Origin of the sequence: Candidatus Sodalis endolongispinus (assembly GCF_018777395.1) — a bacterium.
Lineage (GTDB): Bacteria > Pseudomonadota > Gammaproteobacteria > Enterobacterales > Enterobacteriaceae > Sodalis_B > Sodalis_B endolongispinus.
The window spans coordinates 2468840-2486724 of record NZ_JAFJYC010000001.1 but is presented as its reverse complement, the minus strand read 5'-3'; the positions used below and the strand labels follow the sequence as shown (position 1 = coordinate 2486724).

Sequence of the window (17885 nt, the reverse complement as noted above, 5' to 3'; positions counted from 1 at the left end):
CGCTGATTTGATCTTACGCACAATAATCACAGTTTTCGGCGGTTCAAAGGGGAATCTGTATAACAACCTGAGTTAAGCTATATGCTATATTTTCAGTTCAGGATGCTATTATGCCGCTCTTTACGCCTGACTCCGTTTTGCCGCCGTCGCTCTATTACAGCGCGGCCGAGGCCCACCCCCTGGCGACGCTTAACGTCGAAACCATTGACCATATCGTTAGCGACCTGCGTATCAATGCCAGTGAACGGGAGCATTATGTCACCGGCTGGATGGGCGCCCACAGCGTGGTGATTATCCACCGTTATCAGGACAAACGCGGCACAGCGAGTGGTCTGGTGCTGACCAAAGAGGGCGAGTTGCGCCTGAGCGTGCAGTCGATTACTTTCCGTATCCCCAAATTTATCTTGTGGCTGTCGCTGCGCCGCAGGCCACGTACTATGGCCCTAATTACCTATGGTCTTTTGGGCGAGCGGCAAAGCCCGCTGGTGCAATTTTCCCAACTGACCGATAAAGCGCTGAAACAGCGGCTGGAGCTGGAATGGCAAGCGCTGAATGATTATGTCGGTATGGCGTGTTACCAGATGGAAAACGACACGCCGCTGTGGCGGACGCTGGCGGACGGCATCAGCGCCGACGCCATCGCGCACTGGGTCGCCTCCCCCCGTTTCGACGACAAACGACCGCAGCAAGACGGGGAATTCACCGGCTTCTGGGCGGGCAATGTTTTCATCAGCCGCCGGCAGGGCGAGGCGCCAGCGTTGCAGCTGCTCTGGCGCGATACGCAAAACCAGATCCAGCCGGGATACATTTACACCCTGGCCGCCAATACCGCCCGCGCGGAGCGTCGCCCCGCGCTGCTCCTCCGGCCGCAGCGCGCCGAGACCAGCTTCGTGCTCAACGCTTTCGATGCTCGCCATCTCCAGTTAGCGCACGACCTGCTGACCTACGCCATCGGCATTCTTGAGGGCGTGTCACCACCACTCATGGAAATGATGGACCGGCCCGATACCTTGCCCCACGCTTAGATCATCGGCATGCAGCAGCGCATGCTGCAACCAGGCTTTAGCCGCGCGCAGTGTTTGCGGCCAGTCATCATGGCGCGGACGCAGCGCGGCTAAGGCGGCTTACAGCGTGCAGCCGGTGCCGTGGGTGTGCCGGGTCGCAACCCGCGCGCCCTCAAACCGTAACTCATAGTCCGGGCATATCAGCCAGTCTGGACTTGCATCGCCGGCCAAATGGCCGCCTTTCATGACCACCGCCTGACAGCCCAGCGCCAACAGCGCGCGACCTTGCTGGCGCATTTGCTGCTCATTGACCGCAGGCGCGCAGCCGAGCAGAACCGCCGCCTCGGGCAGGTTGGGGGTGATAATGGACGCCAGGGGCAACAGGATATCCCGCAGGCTGGTCACCGCATCCTCATCCAACAGCGCATCGCCGCTCTTGGCGACCATGACCGTATCCAGCACCAGCCAGGGTATAGCGTGCTCCTTGAGCTTGGCCGCCACCGTGCGGATAACCGCAGCCTGGCCAAGCATACCAATTTTGGCGCTATCGATGCGCACGTCGCTAAGCACGGACTCCATTTGCGCCGCAACGAAATCGGCGTCGATAGGATAAACCGACTGTACGCCGCAGGTGTTCTGCGCCACTAGCGAGGTCACCACCGTGGTGCCATAAACGCCAAGCGCCGAAAAGGTTTTCAAATCGGCCTGAATGCCTGCCCCACCGCTGGGATCGGTGCCGGCGATGGATAACGTATGATAAATCTGACTCATTGCACATCCTCCGCGCACAGACGATACAACTCATCTAGCATGCCGCTGGAAGAGCTGCCCGGCCCTGCCGCCCACGCGGCGGTCAGACGACCGGCGCGCGCCATCAGCCGGCAGGCGCCGGCAACGTTATCCAGGCGCTCGCCAGGCAAGACGCAACACGCCGCCACCACCGCCGACAGGGCGCAACCGGTACCGGTCACGCGCGTCGTCAGCGGATGACCATAGTCGACCTGCCAGGGTGCGGTTGCCGTCGGTAATCAGATCCAGCGTGCCGGTTACCGCCATATTGCACCGCACTCTTTCGCCAAAGCTCGAGCGGCGGGCAGCGCCTGCAGGGAATCATCGCCGATATCAACGCCGCGGCCGGCAGGAGCAATACCGGCCAGCGCTAGGATTTCCGAGGCGTTGCCGCGCACCGCCGCGGGCTGCAGGGTCAGCAGACGCCGGGCGAAATCGGTACGGTAATGCAGCGCGCCGACGCCGACGGGATCCAGCACCCAGGGGGTGCCTACCGCGCGGGCGGCCGCGATTGCCGCCAGCATCGCGGCCGCCCGCTGCTGGCATAACGTACCAATATTGACCAATATCGCATCGGCGATGGCGCTGAATTGCGCGGCCTCTTCCGGCTCCACGACCATCGCGGGTGAGGCGCCCAATGCCAGCAAGGTATTGGCGGTGAGGGTTTGCACTACGTCGTTGGTGAGACAGTGGACCAGCGGCGCCTGCTGGCGCAGCTGCTGTAGGGTATGGGCGGCAATCGCGCCCGGCAGTTCGGAGGGTTGCATGGCTCTCATTCTCCCACCGGCGATCAAGAAGGCGGTTCCGAGGGTGAATGGATACCGTGACTTCCCTACGCTGGTATGATCCAGTTCAGGTAATACGGGTATTTCTCAGCCTTCACCTGGCGGTCATGGCACCCCGAGTCATTGATAAATCAGTCGTTTTATTGCTTGGCGTCTGTTTATTCCTCTGGGCATGATAGCGTAATGCCCAAACAAAATACAATCGGTTTACCCTTATGAGTCTGACAAAAATGTTCAGCAATGGAACTGCGGTGCTCCCGCCAAAAGCCGCGCGCCACCGTCTCGGTACACGGCCGCCTCAGGCGGCAGGCCGTGGTGCTGTGTGGCCGTTGGGCATAGACATAGACAGCCAACGATGCGCCAAGGCCGGCCGGCGCGTTAATCTATTTATGATAGTTTTCGCGAAACCGGGACAGTAAGATTATTTTCCCGGTGCCATCAAGGGTGCCCGACCGCCCATAGAGCAAAGTTCATCACTATTGTGGGAACTAATGGAATATGCACCTCACTCAGCAGCCTATTTTTCGCTGATTAAATAAATACAATGGATTAATTATCAGGACGCCAATGGCGCCGATGATTTGAGATGGAAATTTCTTGCCGGCTAACTTAACAATTTCAGTTCCATTGCCCTACTGATAGCATGTTTCGCGTTCGCCACGCCAAGTTTATTGATAATATTGCGAATATGAAATTTAACTGTTCCTTCGCGGATTGACAGGATCATGGAGATTTCATTATAGGTTTTACCTACGCTTGCCCAGAACAACACCTCTTTTTCCCGCGGCGAAAGCCGACAGGTCTCTTGATCGGGCTCGCCAACCTGTTGCTTGCGGGCGTCGAAAAAGCGGATAACCTTTTCATGGGTCGTAATGAGCAGCATCTGAAACTTATCTGTCTCTCTTTCTATTATATCATATAATTCATCATGTTGCTTCATCTGGCTTATCGTCAGCGTGGCCAGATTGTTGTCAGGATCGTGCAGAGTGAAAGTATAACCATTGTCAAGCGCGTAATCACTCGACATCTTATAAAAGTTTTGATCTGGCATATTGGGATTATTTTGCCAGCTAAAAGGCGAAAACTTACGGCAGGCGATCAGCATTACCGGGTCAATTTTTTGATAACCATAATTACGATATTGATTTAGCCAGCCCGCCGGGTAATCGGATATCATAAAGGCAGGGTGTCCTTCATCTTTATTCATCATGAAGTAGGCAAAAGAGAAAACATCGGAGTCGTTAAATATATGTGAAAGATAAAGTTTTATATTTTTCTTCATCTGGTTGATGAATAGCATATAATCCTTATCGCTTGGGTCACCCATTATCTCTACCTGTTATATTTATTTGAATGAACGGAATAATCGCACCGGTGATGGAAATCCGGCGCTGCAGTTATTTTACTTTATGATTATTGGATAGTATAAGAAGGCCACAATGGAAGCAACCACTAACAGAGTTGTTTATAATTATCCATCGTAGTATCGCGACGCATAATACCCTTCGCCGCGGCGCTTTGATTAGCCTAAACAATAAATAACATGTACTATAGTTAACCCTGAATCCCCTCTATTGCCACCCGGCCAGCAGGACATGCAATGAACAGGAACAGCGGCGAAATTACCGTCAGACAGTATCAGGAAGCCGATCGCCCTTTCTTGCGCACTCTGTTTCTGGCCTCCCGCAAAGCGAATTGGTTGTGGCTGGACGATCGCCATTGGCAGTTGGAATATTTTGACGCGGTCACGTTAGGGGAAAAAATTCTGGTGGCGGAAATCGACCAAACTATCGCCGGCTTTGCTTCGCTTTCGGTGCAGGATCGCTTTTTGCACAATCTGTTTATAGCGCCACAATGGCAGCGGCAAAAGGTCGGCACCGCCTTGCTAGACGTCTGCTATCCCTTATGCCGGGGCACGATGGCGCTGAAATGCTTGATACTAAATCAGCGCGCGTTGCGCTTTTATCTGAACAACGGCTGGCGGGTCATTACCACCGGCCTGGCGGAAAATGGTGAATACTATCTCATGCATCACCGCCAGCCATCCGCTTCTTCGCGGCGGCAGACCGCTTCTGGACGCCCTTGATGCGGCGTCAGTAACGCTTTCCTACGCTTTTTTGAGCGTGATGCTCCATTGTGCGGCACCGACCTGCTGATAGTCCGTCACGGTATGTCCCTGCTACGCTGCCCGGTGCGGCAGACTTTCCGTCGCCTGTGTGCAGTCGAAGTCTATAACCAGTTCATCGCCGGTCCGCAATGCCGCCATAGCGGACTGTGCTTCGATAAGCGGGAAAGGACAAACCTGACTGATGACATCCAGTTTTTTAATCATTTTGTTTCCTCATTACCGTTATCAGACTGATGCGGCGCCTAATGTCTTCTGACGCCGCGGGCGGACGAACAGATACCATGACGCTGTCCATACGCCGAGAATCATAAAGGCTAACCCCACCCACACTTGCCAGGTCAGCATGGCGGTCATTACCAGACCATTACCAATGGAGCAACCGCCGGCGGTCGTGGCGCCGAAACCCATCAGGATGCCGCCGGCGAAGCTGCGGACAGAGGTGACGTCATCGGCGGCGCGCAGACGGAATTCTCCGCTGCCCTTGGCGGCGATAAACGCGCCAAAGAAGATTCCCAGCACCAAAAACACGCCCCAATTGATGAATTTGTCATCCCCCATGACCAGATACTGCACAATATTGGCGCTCGGCGCGGTAATGCCCAGGCCGAAGTGGCGCCCGGAGGCGATGCTTAACGGCCAGGCGAGCGTGGCGATAAGGCCTATCAAAACGGCGGTGGCAAACGGATGCCAGCGTTTTTCAAACAGCAAATGGGCCAGGCCGGTTTTTTTCGCCGGTAAAGCGGCGACCGTCAACTTGGTTTTTTTCAGTTCCCTATGCGCCAGCCAAAGGGTCACCAGCACCAACAGTGCGACAAACGGCCAGGGAGACAGGCCAAAAGTGGCATCTATCGCATTGTGCGGAGTACTGTAAGTCGTCATCTGCTGGTTGAACGCGGCCAGATGCGGGGAGCGCATCACGGCGCTGGTTAACATGTAGGCGGCCAGGGCAATCCAGCTACCGATCAATCCTTCGCCGGCGCGATACCAGGTGACCGTCGCGCAGCCGCCGGCCATGACGATCCCTATGCCAAAGACATAACCGCCGACGATAGTGCCCAACCAGGGGAAAGCGCCGGCGTCGTAGCTGATGATCTTGCCCCGCCATCTCCGTACAGCTTTTGTATCTTAAGTTAACGAAGCCCGCTGCCGCCGGTATTCTCTCGGAGAGTGATATCCCAGCGCGCTGTGCGGATGGTTTTCATTGTAATGCGTGAACGCTGCTGCAAGGTTTCGCAGGGCTGTTCTCGCATCCGGTTTTGGCATGAACGCGATATAGTCTTCCTTCATCGTCTTCACGAACCGTTCGGCCATGCCATTGCTCTGCGGGCTGCTCACCGCTGTAGCAGGTTATGCTCACACATGATCCTGTAAAGTCGTTTCGCATTTACCGGCGGCAGTCCCTCTGCGCGACGTTGTTTACGCAGGATTCCCCACACCCGCCGATAGCCGTAGCTGGGCATATCGCTGATGATGTCGAGGATGTCCGACAGTATTTCAGCGTCTGCTTCGTCATTACGCCGGTTACAGCGCCTGTCCTGCCAGTCGGCAGAACGCTTAATCCGCAGTGACAGCGGCGCACGCGACACGCTCATGGCGCGGCTGACCTGTGCTATTCCCCGGCCTTTGGCAACAAGGGCGCGTGCGCTATCCATTTTCGTGACTGGCCGTACTCCACGGCTTCTTTTAGGATCTCAATCTCCATCGTCTTCTTACCCAGAAGGCGCTGGAGCTCCCGGACCTGCTTCAATGCAGCTGCAAGCTCAGAGGCAGGAACAACGTCCTCCCCGGCAGTGAGGCTGCCTTCCTGATATTGCTTTTCCACTTAAACAGCAGGCTGGGCTGGATACCGTGCAGTCGTGCGAGATGGGAGACATTCATGCCGGGCTCCATCCTCTGCTGAATAATGGCCATTTTTTCCTGAGGAGTTTTACGTTTACGGACTTCTTGACCTAACAGGATCCCGGTCATATCAAAATTGGCGTTAGTGTTAGACATATATTCAAGCCTATCTCTTATCTGGAGATACAGCTACTGTCTGGTGTTTCAGGGGGATAAATCAGATTACAAGCGGTTGCTCAGCCGACCGTATGCCTTGCACGTATATATAGGTACACCACTTGCATCATGCAGATTCAGGGATAATTTATTTTATCACCTTGCCAGATATTTTTTATTAGTGTCACTAATAATACCTTTTCTCTTTTAGTTTACATTAGGAGATAAATATCATGTGTAATCATAAAAATAATTTAAAATCATATCTAAAATCGCCGCAGTCATTGATATCATTCATAAAAAACAGTTCAGATCATTGGTTGATAAAGGATAGCGAGGCACGCTATGTTTTCGTCAATGAATCGGCATCAGATTTCTTTCGCTTTCCGAAAAAATTTAATGCAGAAGGAAAATCAGATAAGGACGTTCCTAATGACATCTGTCAAGAACTTTGGCCTGAATTTATTAAAAGTGATCAAAAAGCTATCAAGGAAAACAAAAAAATAATATCTATAGCAATTCATCACTATGGTATAGGCAACACCAGTATTTTAGTGCCACATTACACCGAAAGAGCGCCGCTTTATGATGATGAAAACAAGCTCAAATCGGCATTGTGAGTCATGGAAGACGTCTTGAAGTGCCGGAATTGTTATACTACATGAATCGACTTAATAGAAAAACGATTCAAATTGATGCAGATAACGATCTGTTCACCAAAAGAGAGCTCGAAGTTATTTTTTGGGTTCAACAGAGACTTAGCGCAAAAGAAATCGCCAAAAGACTCAATATCTCTTATAAAACTGTTGAAATCCATCTCATGAATATCTACAACAAGGACGGTGTTCATAGCTTGATTCAGCTTATTGAGTACTGCAAGCACACGGGGCTTGATAAATATATCCCCTTAGATTTTATACGCAAAGGCGTACAATTAATTGACTAGTAATAGGCTGATGAATTAATCACCCCTATGCTTTAACGTGTTATCTGCATGTCAATATGATATCTGCCGGCCAGCCTGGCTAATACTGCCAGAGGCTTAACAGATAGCGTTCAGTATCGGGAAGGCGGTGACGGTTTCCCCCTCTTCTGGTTGCGATTTGTCCGCATTAATTGGAAACAAAGGTTCGGCTGCGGCTGCGTGCAGTGGTTTTGCCGGCTAGGTAGAGCAAAATCGGTTGATGAAGGGCCACGCTAACTATGTCGTAGCTGTCGAGCTTACCCAGCCACAACAATCCTCCCTCCTCTTGTAACCGGCTGGAGGGCTCGTAACAAAGCAGGGAGCATATAAGGTGCTGGCGAGTACGGATACAGATCAGGGGGTAGCGCCCCCTGAGCCTAGGTTAATGGCCTGACTGCGCTTCATCCTGATCGACAGCAAAGCATACCACCAGCTGTTCGCCGTAGCCTTTCAGCTGCGGCTGTAGCACGGTGCAGGAGCCGAAACGAAGCCGGCAACGCGCATTAAACGCACAGCCCGGCGGCGGGTTTAACGGGCTAGGCAGCTCGCCGGTCAGCTTTATCCACTCGCGGCGCAGATCGGGATTGAGGCGCGGAGTTGCGGACAACAGCGCCTGCGTATAAGGATGACGCGGATTGTTAAAGATTGCCTCTTTACTGCCCTTCTCAACGCAGCGCCCCAAATACATCACCATCACATCGTCGGCAATGTGCTATACCACCGACAGATCGTGCGAGATGAACACACACGACAGGCCCATCTCCTGCTGCAAATCCATCATCAGATTCAAGACCTGCGCACCGAGACATCCAGCGCGGACACCGGTTCGTCGGCGATGACCACATCCGGGTCCAGCATCAGGCAACGGGCAATGGCGATACGCTGCCGCTGCCCGCCGGAAAACATATGGGGATAACGGTCATAGTGTTCGGTTTTCAACCCGACTTTGGCCATCATCGCCAGCGCTTTTTCCCGACGCTCCGCCCGGCTGAGATCGGTATTGATCTGCAGCGGCTCCTCCAGAATCTGGCCCACCTTATTTACGCGGATTCAGCGATCCATAGGGGTTCTGGAACACGATCTGGATCTTCTGACGGCGCAGGTGCTCGGCGGTACGGTCGGGCTTGAGCAGATCCTGCCCGAGGTAATACAGCTCGCCGCCGCTCAGCGTTTCGATCATGGTCAGCAATCGCCCGAGGGTCTATTTACCGCAGCCCGACTCGCCGACCACCGCCAGGGTTTTACCCCGCTCCAAAGTGAAAGAGACGCCATCGAGCGCTTTGACCCACTTCTCTTCGGAGAACAATCCTTTCTTCACCGGATAATATTTTTTCAGATCCACGGCATGCAGCAGCGAAGTGGATCGGTTATCGATAATGATCTCGCTCATCGGGTGGGCCTCCCGGCATCATCCAGCGGATAGTGGCATTTGGACTGGCGGTCCGGCAGCGTGCGCAGCGCCGGCTCCAACTGGCGACAATGGTCGGTGGCATAGGGACAGCGCGGGTTAAGCAGACAGTCCGACGGACGGTCATATTTGCCCGGTACGGTGCCCGGCAGCGACGCCAGACGCGCCTTATCGGCGGCAAACTCCGGCAGGGCGCGCAGCAGCGCCTGAGTGTAGGGATGACGCGGCGCGCGAAATATTTCCGTCGCCTTGCCGGTTTCTACCACCTGGCCGGCATACATCACGATGATATGGTGCGCAGCTTTCGCCACCAGCGCCAAATCGTGGGTAATAAGCACCAATGCCATATTCTCGCGCTGCTGCAGGTCGAGCAACAGCTCGATTATCTGCGCTTGAATGGTCACATCCAGCGCGGTGGTAGGCTCATCGGCAATCAGCAGCTTGGGCCGGCAGGCAATGGCCATGGCTATCATCACGCGCTGGCTCATACCTCCGGATAGCTGATGCGGATACACATCCAACCGGGAGGCCGGATCGGGGATCCCTACCAGCGTCAGCAGATCGATGGCGCGCTGGCGCCGGGTCCTGCGGTTGCCGCCCTGGTGCACCTTTATGGCTTCCATGATTTGGAAACCCACGGTGTAGCAGGGATTCAAACTGGTCATCGGATCCTGGAAAATCATCGCCATATCGGCGCCGATAAGCTGGCGGCGCTCGTTGTCGGAGATTTTCTTTAAATCGCGGCCGTTGAACACCAGATTGTCGGCCATCACTTTGCCGAGATAATCAATTAATCCCATCAGGGCCAGCGAACTGACCGATTTACCTGAGCCGGATTCGCCGACGATGCCTAGCACCTGGCCTTGTTCCACCTGGTAGCTGATTTGGTCTACGGCGCGGAACGGGGTGCCCTCATCGCCGAAATGGACCGAAAGTTTGTCTATGGTTAATAACGCCATTGCATCCTCATTACTGCTTGAGTTTGGGGTCGAGGGCGTCACGCAGGCCGTCCCCCATTAAATTGAACGCCAACACGGTGAGCAGAATGACGAAGCCCGGGAACGCCACTACCCACCAGGCACTCTGGGCGAATTGCAACACGTCCGCCAGCATCGTGCCCCATTCTGGCGTCGGCGGTTGCGCCCCCACGCCCAGGAAGCCGAGCGCCGCCATATCCAGAATGGCATTGGAAAACCCCAACGAGGCCTGCACGATAAGCGGCGCCAGGCAATTAGGCAGAATGTTAACGAACATCTGCCGCAGCGTGCCGGCACCGGCCACCCGCGAAGCGGTGACGTAATCGCGGTTGACTTCTCCCAGCACCGAGGCGCGGGTCAAACGCACATAGTGCGGCAGAGCGACAAAGGTGAGCGCCAGCGAGGCGTTAACGATAGACGGGCCAAAAATCGCCACCAGCACCAGGGCCAGTAGCAGGCTCGGCAGCGCCAGCATGATATCCACGACGCGCATGATGATGGTATCCACTATACCGCCCAGGTAACCAGCAAGCAGGCCAAAGATCACCCCCAGCAGCAGCGACAGCGCGACCACCAGACATCCCACCAGCAGCGACAGGCGGGCGCCGTACATCAGGCGGCTGAGAATATCGCGACCGACATCATCGGTGCCGAGCATAAACTGCCAGCTGCCGCCTTCCATCCAGACCGGGGGCCGCAGCAGCGCATCGCGAAACTGTTCCGCCGGACCGTGTGGTGCCGGTACGCCGGCGCCGGCGGCCACGATAAACATCAGCAAAATATAGGCCAGTCCAATGACCGCGCCTTTGTTGCGTTTGAAATAGTGCCAAAACTCCTGCAGCGGGGTCATCGGCTTCGGCGCGTCGGTCAGCGTCACCGGCTCAGTTACTTGAGTCATTTTCCGTTCCTTTATTTTTTATGCCGGATGCGCGGGTTTACTACCCCGTACAGAAGGTCGACCAGCAGATTGACCAAAATGATCAACGTCGCCACCAGCAATACGCCACCCTGCACCACCGGATAATCGCGGCGCTGCAGCGCCTCAATCAACCAGCGGCCAATGCCCGGCCAGGAAAAAATGGTTTCGGTCAGAATGGCTCCCGCCAGCAGTGTTCCCACCTGCAGGCCGATAACCGTCACAACCGACAGCAGCGCGTTACGCAGCGCATGGACGACAATCACCCGCAGACGGCTCAGCCCTTTGGCGCGCACGGTACGGATATAATCTTCGCTCAGTACCTCCAGCATCGCCGAGCGGGTCATACGCACGATGACCGCCAGCGGAATGGTGCCCAGCACGATGGCCGGCAGGATGATATGCATGACGGCGTCTTTAAAATCGCCCGGCTCGCCCCAAATCAGGGTGTCTATCAGCATGAAACCGGTCAGGGGCTGGCTGTCGTCGAGAAACAGTGTATCCCCCACCCTACCGGACACCGGCGTGAGGTTCAGATGCACCGAAACCAACATGATAAGCATCATGCCCCACCAAAAAATGGGCATGGAGTAGCCGGTTAATGAAATGCCCACCGCGGTATGATCGAAAATCGAGCCGCGCTTCACCGCTGCCAGCACCCCTACGGGAATGCCCACCAGCACCGCGAAAATCATGGCGCAAACACCCAGCTCCAGGGTCGCTTGGAAACGCGGGACAAATTCTTGCCACACGGGAAGACGGCTTTTCAGCGAGGTGCCCAGATCGCCCTGCAGCACTCCGGCGATATAGTGAAAGTATTGCTGAAACAGCGGCTTATCCAACCACATCTGCGCCATCAGCTCCGCGTGACGCTCCGGGGAAATACCGCGCTCGCCGGCCATGATCAGCACCGGATCCCCGGGGATCAGATGCACGAAGGCGAAGGTCAGCAAGGTAATACCAATAAACGTCGGGACAACCAGACCCAAACGTCGGAGTATGAACTGCAACATATTCCGTAATCTCTGTATCTGTAAAAAATTGACCCGGACGCAGTGGATAACGTCCGGGTAATTAACGCTCATGTCTTCAGGATTTCCCCCCATGGCCCCGCTGGCGCGCGGCCGTTCCCCGGTGCGGCACCGGGGAATACTCCCGCTTCCGCCTGGCTGGCGGAAGCTCCCTGCAGGGATAAAGGGGGGTTAGTAGATCATCAGTCTAAAGAAACGTTATCGAAATGGTGTTTGCCAAGCGGGTCAACCACATAGCCCTTCACCTCTTTACGCACCGGCTCATACACCGTCGAGTGGGCGATAATCAGCGCCGGCGCTTCGTCGTGCATCACCACCTGAGCCTGTTTGTACAGATCGATACGCTTGGCGTGATCAGACTCGCTGCGCGCCGGCTGAATCAAATCTTCAAACAGCTTGGAGCACCATTTAGAGTAGTTAGAGCCTTGTTTGGCCGCGTCACAGCTGAACAGCGTCGAGAAGAAGTTGTCCGGGTTCCCCATTGTCGCCGGTCCAGCCCATCATCACGGTCTGGTGTTCGCCGGCTTTGGCGCGTTTGAGGTATTCGCCCCATTCGTAGGTCACGATGTCGGCCTTCACGCCGATTTTGGCCCAATCGGCCTGGATCAGTTCGGCCATACGGCGCGCGTTGGGGTTATAAGGGCGCTGTACCGGCATTGCCCACAAATCGATGGAGAAACCGTCCGCCATACCCGCTTCTTTCAGCAGCTCTTTCGCCTTGGCGGGATCGTAAGGATAATCCTGCACCGCGTCGTTGTAACTCCACATCGTCGGCGGGATCAGATTCTTGGCGGCCTGACCGGCACCCTGATAAACGGCGTCGATGATGGCTTTTTTATTCACCGCCAGGGTTAACGCCTGACGCACTTTGACATTATCCAGCGGTTTCTTCTCGACGTTATAGGCCAGGTAGCCCACGTTCAACCCGGGCTGTTCCATCAAATTGATGGTGCTGTCCTGCTTCATGCGGGCGATATCGGCCGGATTGGGATACGGCATCACCTGACATTCGTTTTTCTGCATTTTGGCATAGCGCACGGAGGCGTCGGGTGTAATCGAGAACACCAACCGATCAATTTTTGGCTTGGTGCCCCAATAGCCGGGGAAGGCTTTATACAGAATGCGAGAATCTTTCTGATACTGCGGCAATTGGAACGGACCGGTGCCGATCTGGTTCAAATCCAGCGTCTCGGGCGTGCCGTCTTTCATCATCTTATCGGCATATTCTGCCGACAGGATGGAGGCGAAGTCCATGGCCAGATCGGCGACAAACGGCGCTTCCTCGCGGGTCAGCGTGAAGCTGACAGTGTAGTCGTCGACCTTCTCGATATTGGCGATCAGATCACCCATACCCATGCCGTCAAAGTACTCGTAGCTTCCGCCGGAGACTTTGTGATAAGGCGCATTGGAGTCTTTTTGGCGGGTAAATGAGAAGATGACATCGTCGGCGTTAAAATCACGGCTTGGTTTGAAATCTTTGCTGTCTTGCCATTTGACGCCGTGGCGCAAATGGAAGGTATAAACTTTGCCGTCGTCGCTCACATCCCATTTCTCCGCCAGGCTGGGAGTGACTTCCGTCGTGCCGAGCTTGAACTCAACCAGGCGGTTGTAAATCGGCACCGAACTGGCATCGAAGGTGGTCCCGGAGGTGAACAGCTGCGGGTTGAACCCTTCCGGTGAACCCTCGGAACAATACACCAAAGTTTTCGCTTGCACACTGGCCGCCACGGCTAACGCCGCCAGGCTGATACCGACTTTGAGGATCCCTGATTTCGTCAAGGAAATTGTCATTATTCTGCTCCAATATGTGATGTTGTGTGTTGCACGGCCAGACGCTGTTTTTTTATGGGACTGCGGTCTGTGCAGTATGCCCTGCGGAATTAATAGGAAATGGGAGGAGACAAACCGGATTGCCGTTGGAAAAGCACTAACCGGCGGGTTGAATGCGTAAAAACATTCAAACAATCCTTTGCCTCCCTGACTTCCGAGGCTCCCAATTTGGCAACAGTTTGCCAAGACGTCAATATAACCCGTGGGGATTTACATGTTTTTCGAGAGGCGGCAAACGAACATAAAAGTGAGGTGCTGGAGCGCAAATTAAGCACAATCGGCAGGCGAGAAAAGACTATAGTGCATCTTTACACTGTATAATAAGATTTTAATGGTAGGTTATACTGTTAAAATTCTAAAAAACTTTCTTTCCGAATGGCGAATATATGAACGGTAATGTGGCATTTTCGCCCGTTGAGCAGGGTAAAATGCTGCCAGACCCTAGGGCGGATAACCGTTCAACGCACGTTAAGCGCTTTTCACCTTACGCTATATGTCATGTAAAGAATAGTGATGCGCCCCGCCGCTGTCCTTATTCAGATTAACCCTAGTCAGGCGTTCTCTTGCAGCCGCGCGCGCAACCGTTTTATCGCCAGACTGTGTAATTGGCTTACCCTTGATTCGCCCACGCCCAAAACTTCACCGATTTCCTTAAGGTTCAGCTCTTGCTGGTAGTAAAGGTTAAGCAACAGCTGTTCGCGTTCTGGGAGGCGGCCTATTTCGTCCTTCACCCGCTTGCGCAGGCCGCCGGCCATCAACAGCTTAAAGGGATCTTGCCCCGTGTCGGCGGGGAGCGCCGGGCCGGTGCCCTGTGCTTCTTGCGCCATAAGTTCATCTAGCGAGAACAACTGGCTGCAGTTGGTTTCATGCAACATGGTCTGATATGCCGTCAAAGACACGCCAAGTTCGTCGGCAATTTGCTGCTCGCTGGCGCTGGCGCCCAGCCGCTGCTCCAGCCGCTGGATGGCCGCCGCAATTTCGCGCGCATTACGCCGCACGCTGCGCGGCACCCAATCCCGTTCGCGCAATTCGTCCAGCATGCCCCAGCGGATGCGCGAGCGGGCGTAAGTGGTGAAGCTGGCGCCCTGCGCGGCATCGAAGCTGTCGATCGCCGCCAGCAAACCTATCATCCCCGCCTGAATGAGATCTTCAAGCTCGACGCTCGCCGGCAGGCGGACCTGCAATCGAAGCGCCTCGTGGCGGATGATGGGCGCGTACTGCTGCCATAGGCCGCGATCGTCGGCCAGACTTCCCTGATGGTTGTATATGACGTCCACAATGTCATCGCGCGGGCCGGTCGGTGAATTGTCATTATCAGGCGCGCGACGGCGGATAAAGGCGGCAAAATAGGGTGAAAATGCGGTTATTTGTCGTGAATAAACGTAAAAAACCACGGCAAGCCGGGGTTGGCATAAACAGAGGATGTGACGATTAGCTTAGCAGCTTCAGGATACCCTGCGGTACCGCATTGGCCTGCGCCAGAACCGCAGTACCCGCCTGCTGCAGGATGTTGGCGCGGTTCATGTTGGAGACTTCGGTGGCGAAGTCCGCATCCTCGGTATTAGAGCGCGACTGGCTCAGGTTGGCCACGGTGGTGCTCAGGCTGTTGATAACCGAACCCAGGCGGTTCTGGGTCGCGCCCAGGGCGCCACGGGCGTTATCGACGATGGCAATGGCTTTGTCAATGGTTTTCAAAGGATCGGCTGTGGCTGGCTTTTCTTCGCCCGTAGATGGAATGAGATCCCCTTTAGTCACTTCGCCAGTTGCAGCAGCTAATGTCGCGTTGTGATAAACGTCTTTACCCTCTTCATCCTGGCTCTTGATTAAGTAAGATGAGTTACCTTTTTCGTCAATATAGTTATATAGCTTCTCACCCTCTTTTAAATTAGTTAACTCAAGAGTAACAGAAACTTTCTCAATCTTCTGTGCACCCTTTACCTCAACTGGGTTTGTAGTTGTATAGACCTTGAATTCAGCCTTATCATCGGATACGCGTGACACTTCATAATATTTTTCTTCATCCTTATCTTTGGTATAAAAATTACCATTAGCTTGATATAGTTTTCCATCAGTTTTGCTATCTTTATCGCCGATTATTGTGGCATCTACATCATTTTTAACGGACGTTATCTCAGCACCTATTTTCCCGGGAATGGCGGCGGCGTCATTAACGTTAAAATCCTTCATACCCAGCTTGTCGATACCCATATCAAACAGATCAATATCAATGGTCTGGCCATCATTGGCACCAACTTGAATAGCCAGTTTCTGATCTTCACTTAATATTCTTATACCGTTGAATTCCGTTTGTTCGGCGATACGGTCAATTTCCTCCAAACGCTTACCGATTTCATCCTGAATGGATTTTTTATCGGCGTCGGAAATTGAAGCGGTGGATTTTACCTGCACCGTCAGGCGGCGAATCGCCTGCAGGTTTTCATTCACTTCGTTGATGGCGCCTTCCGCGGTCTGCGCCACGGCAATACCGTCATTGGCATTACGTGACACCTGGGTTAAGCCGTTAATCAGCGAGGTAAAACGGTTGCTGATAGCCTGACCGGCGGCATCATCCTTGGCGCTGTTAATACGCAGCCCGGACGACAGCCGCTGAATGGCGGTACTTAACGAGTTCTGCGACTTATTAAGATTATTCTGCGCGGTGATGGAAAGGATATTTGTGTTAATGACCTGGGACATAGCAGTTTCCTTTACTTTGTTGTAGCTGTGGATAAGGTTGTGACATTAAAAGCATTAGCATTACTGCTGGCCTAACTGATATCGGCGCCGAAAACCAAAGCTTTAAAATTATCCGACTACTATGTATTAAGGTGCTGAAAAAACACTGACCTAATGAATTTGATTAGCCACAAACACTACTCAAAAAAAATAACAATGATAATTAAGTGCCAGTCTGCACAATCGTTGTACACACAAGATGAGTCTCACCCTTGTCACCTGATATAAGCGCCTGGATGCACGCTGGCATTTCACATGTTTATCATCCTGATGGCACTGGATTAACCTGCCAGTGCCGCTTTACCCGCTTGCGGTAAATGAATGACTGAGAACGTCTATGCCGTTCATCCGTCATTCAACGAAACGGTTGGCGATGACGAAATTGGCTGCATTTTTGTTGACGCTATCAATGCTATAGCCGGACGACAGACGCATAACCGCGATATCCCTGGCAGCGTGGTTGGTCAGGATAGTTTTTCGCGGTCATGAAGAAGGTATTATTGTGATATAGGATAGACTTGTGTCTCCTTATCATTTGCGCGTGCCTCCCTTGTTTCATCGCACGCGTTGCCGAAGGGCTGTTATTTCCCTATCTTCCTCCTCCCGGGTCAATTAAACTTTTCTTCTTCGCGGCCGATAGCAATGCATACAATCCACTGGATGAATAACGGGAGAGTAAGCATGGGTGGTATATCAGTAACAGGCATAAGCGATTCGCTCATGGAGATGCAGGCCAAAAAGAATACTTTGTTGCTGCAACCCTATCAATTACGGCAAAAAAACATCGAAAGTAAAATCAGCGCCTGGGGTAAAATCCGCTCAAGCCTGCAAACCCTGCTGGAGAAAAGCAACGCCCTGAAAAATGACGCCTTTTACGCCATGAAAATGAGCGAGAACAAGGCGTTTAGCGCTAGCGCCAGCAGCGGCGCGCTGGCGGGAGCCCATAATATCCGGGTTAATCAGTTGGCGCAAAATCACACCCTGTCATTAATGACGGGAAAAGGCATCGATACGCCATTGGGCAATAGCGCAGCAACCCGTACCTTGAAAATCAGTCAGAAGGGTGAAAACGGCCAGATAAAGGAAACCGTTATTTCTCTCGCGCAGGAGGAAACCAGTCTGGCCGGCATTGCCAAAGCCATCAACGACAAAAATGCCGGTATCCGCGCTGAAGTGAAAAGTGTGGACAATGAGGGTACGCAGCGTTTGATTTTGCGGGCGCAGGATTCTGGCTCTGCGGGCGAAATGTCCCTCTCCGTCGAAGGCGATACCACCCTGGCCGACATAATGAATTACACCACACCCTCGTAAGAACCGGGTGA

General features: G+C 53.8%; 12 protein-coding genes, 7 pseudogenes and 1 riboswitch. Of the genes and pseudogenes, 6 read left to right on the top strand and 13 right to left on the bottom strand.

What is annotated here, in order from left to right:
* Positions 1 to 110 precede the first annotated feature (110 nt).
* Positions 111 to 1025 (top strand): hypothetical protein, encoded by a 915-nt coding sequence (locus tag JZM24_RS12090; RefSeq protein ID WP_215669794.1) that lies wholly within the window; start codon positions 111 to 113, stop codon positions 1023 to 1025.
* Here JZM24_RS12090 and thiD read toward each other — a convergent pair.
* From thiD to JZM24_RS12075, 3 genes and pseudogenes are all read right to left on the bottom strand, one after another.
* Positions 972 to 1775 (bottom strand): annotated as a pseudogene (gene thiD / locus JZM24_RS12085) (bifunctional hydroxymethylpyrimidine kinase/phosphomethylpyrimidine kinase). The gene JZM24_RS12090 and the pseudogene thiD overlap by 54 nt on opposite strands.
* Positions 1772 to 2560: pseudogene (thiM, locus tag JZM24_RS12080) on the bottom strand (hydroxyethylthiazole kinase). The pseudogenes thiD and thiM overlap by 4 nt, the downstream one beginning before the upstream one ends.
* A gap of 45 nt (positions 2561 to 2605) precedes the next feature.
* Positions 2606 to 2706: riboswitch (TPP riboswitch) on the bottom strand.
* A gap of 476 nt (positions 2707 to 3182) precedes the next feature.
* On the bottom strand, positions 3183 to 3905 hold the full coding sequence (locus JZM24_RS12075) for a helix-turn-helix transcriptional regulator (protein WP_215669793.1): 723 nt from the start codon (positions 3903 to 3905) through the stop codon (positions 3183 to 3185).
* A 273-nt stretch (positions 3906 to 4178) separates the two neighbouring features.
* On the opposite strand from JZM24_RS12075, the gene JZM24_RS12070 reads away from it, so the two are divergent.
* Complete coding sequence (locus JZM24_RS12070; protein ID WP_220098846.1) at positions 4179 to 4664, top strand: GNAT family N-acetyltransferase; 486 nt, start codon at positions 4179 to 4181, stop codon at positions 4662 to 4664.
* Positions 4665 to 4685: 21 nt separating this feature from the next.
* Here the strand turns inward: JZM24_RS12070 and JZM24_RS12065 are convergent.
* From JZM24_RS12065 to JZM24_RS12055, 3 pseudogenes are all read right to left on the bottom strand, one after another.
* Positions 4686 to 4910, bottom strand: a pseudogene (locus tag JZM24_RS12065) (sulfurtransferase TusA family protein).
* Between the two features lie 21 nt (positions 4911 to 4931).
* Positions 4932 to 5798, bottom strand: a pseudogene (locus tag JZM24_RS12060) (YeeE/YedE thiosulfate transporter family protein); the annotation flags it as partial.
* 33 nt (positions 5799 to 5831) lie between these two features.
* A pseudogene (locus tag JZM24_RS12055) lies at positions 5832 to 6674 on the bottom strand (integrase core domain-containing protein).
* Between the two features lie 260 nt (positions 6675 to 6934).
* Here JZM24_RS12055 and JZM24_RS12050 point away from each other — a divergent pair.
* The gene (locus JZM24_RS12050; protein WP_215669792.1) at positions 6935 to 7321 is read left to right on the top strand and encodes a PAS domain-containing protein; all 387 of its coding nucleotides are present in this window, start codon (positions 6935 to 6937) and stop codon (positions 7319 to 7321) included.
* A 41-nt stretch (positions 7322 to 7362) separates the two neighbouring features.
* Positions 7363 to 7647: a helix-turn-helix transcriptional regulator gene (locus tag JZM24_RS12045; RefSeq protein WP_215669791.1), complete on the top strand. Its 285-nt coding sequence runs from the start codon at positions 7363 to 7365 to the stop codon at positions 7645 to 7647.
* 400 nt (positions 7648 to 8047) lie between these two features.
* On the opposite strand, the pseudogene dppF reads toward JZM24_RS12045, so the two are convergent.
* From dppF to JZM24_RS12010, 7 genes and pseudogenes are all read right to left on the bottom strand, one after another.
* A pseudogene (gene dppF / locus JZM24_RS12040) lies at positions 8048 to 9055 on the bottom strand (dipeptide ABC transporter ATP-binding subunit DppF).
* Positions 9052 to 10032, bottom strand: a complete 981-nt coding sequence (gene dppD, locus JZM24_RS12035; RefSeq protein WP_215669790.1) for a dipeptide ABC transporter ATP-binding protein — start codon at positions 10030 to 10032, stop codon at positions 9052 to 9054. The pseudogene dppF and the gene dppD overlap by 4 nt, the downstream one beginning before the upstream one ends.
* Positions 10033 to 10042: 10 nt before the next feature.
* On the bottom strand, positions 10043 to 10948 hold the full coding sequence (gene dppC, locus JZM24_RS12030; RefSeq protein WP_215669789.1) for a dipeptide ABC transporter permease DppC: 906 nt from the start codon (positions 10946 to 10948) through the stop codon (positions 10043 to 10045).
* An 11-nt stretch (positions 10949 to 10959) separates the two neighbouring features.
* Complete coding sequence (dppB, locus tag JZM24_RS12025) at positions 10960 to 11979, bottom strand: dipeptide ABC transporter permease DppB (RefSeq protein ID WP_215669788.1); 1020 nt, start codon at positions 11977 to 11979, stop codon at positions 10960 to 10962.
* A 200-nt stretch (positions 11980 to 12179) separates the two neighbouring features.
* A pseudogene (gene dppA, locus JZM24_RS12020) lies at positions 12180 to 13788 on the bottom strand (dipeptide ABC transporter periplasmic-binding protein DppA).
* 590 nt (positions 13789 to 14378) lie between these two features.
* A complete protein-coding gene (locus tag JZM24_RS12015; protein ID WP_215670150.1) occupies positions 14379 to 15104 on the bottom strand; it encodes an RNA polymerase sigma factor FliA in 726 nt (241 codons plus the stop codon).
* 154 nt (positions 15105 to 15258) lie between these two features.
* Positions 15259 to 16524: a FliC/FljB family flagellin gene (locus JZM24_RS12010; protein WP_215669787.1), complete on the bottom strand. Its 1266-nt coding sequence runs from the start codon at positions 16522 to 16524 to the stop codon at positions 15259 to 15261.
* A gap of 360 nt (positions 16525 to 16884) precedes the next feature.
* On the opposite strand from JZM24_RS12010, the gene JZM24_RS12005 reads away from it, so the two are divergent.
* Positions 16885 to 17052 carry a hypothetical protein gene (locus JZM24_RS12005; protein WP_215669786.1) on the top strand — a complete coding sequence of 56 codons (168 nt, stop codon included), beginning with the start codon at positions 16885 to 16887 and terminating at the stop codon, positions 17050 to 17052.
* Between the two features lie 192 nt (positions 17053 to 17244).
* The gene (locus JZM24_RS12000; protein ID WP_215669785.1) at positions 17245 to 17874 is read left to right on the top strand and encodes a flagellar cap protein FliD N-terminal domain-containing protein; all 630 of its coding nucleotides are present in this window, start codon (positions 17245 to 17247) and stop codon (positions 17872 to 17874) included.
* Positions 17875 to 17885: the final 11 nt, after the last annotated feature.